Here is an 804-nt window from a genome sequence, read left to right as displayed (position 1 = left end):
TGGCTGGTCGATGGGCATACTAGTGAATGAATTTAGCAGCCTATATACAGCTTATGCCAAAGGGCAGGAAAGTCCGCTGATGCCGCTGGCGATCCAGTATGGCGATTATGCCCATTGGCAGCGCAACTGGTTACAAGGAGCTGTGCTGGATGAACAATTGGCATACTGGGAAAAGCAGCTTGCTGGTTTACCTATGGTACACGCATTGCCGCTGGATCACGTCAGACCCGCGGTGCAGAGTTTTTCTGGTGAGCTTTATACTTCACGTTTAGATAAAGACTGCATAGAAGCGTTGACGACCCAGTGCAAGGCTCAGGGAGCCACTTTATTTATGGGACTGCATGCGGCTTTTTCTGTGTTGCTGTCCCGCTACAGCAATGAGCAAGATATTGTTATTGGTACGCCAGTGGCAAACCGAGAGCAGGCGGAAGTGGCCGGTTTGATCGGCTTCTTCGTCAATACACTAGTCCTGCGGAGCGATTTATCTGGCAAGCCGAGTTTCCAGTCGCTGCTAGAGCAAAGTAAAAATATGTTACTTGACGGTTATGCCCATCAGCAGGTGCCGTTTGAACAAATTGTCGAACGTTTGCAACCTGAGCGTAGCCTAAGCCATAGCCCGTTATTTCAGGTGATGTTGGCGCTGCAAAATAATGAGGACGGCCAGTTGTCCTTACCGGGCATAGAACTGACGACGCTAGAGGGCACAGGCGGTAAAAACGCCAAATTTGACTTAACTCTGAACTTAGTTGAAGAAGAAGGCGGCCAGACCCTAAGCTGGGTGTTTAATACCGCTTTGTTTGAGCG

At 49.6% G+C, this 804-nt stretch carries 1 protein-coding gene; it reads left to right on the top strand.

Going from position 1 to position 804, the window contains the following annotated elements; translation table 11 throughout:
* Window positions 1-22: 22 nt before the first annotated feature.
* A partial coding sequence (locus tag N477_RS00625) for a condensation domain-containing protein (RefSeq protein ID WP_231098040.1) occupies window positions 23-804 on the top strand: 782 nt, incomplete at its 3' end.

This window comes from Pseudoalteromonas luteoviolacea H33-S, assembly GCF_001625695.1.
Taxonomy (GTDB): Bacteria; Pseudomonadota; Gammaproteobacteria; order Enterobacterales; family Alteromonadaceae; genus Pseudoalteromonas; species Pseudoalteromonas luteoviolacea_B.
This window is presented reverse-complemented; position numbering and strand designations above follow the sequence as displayed.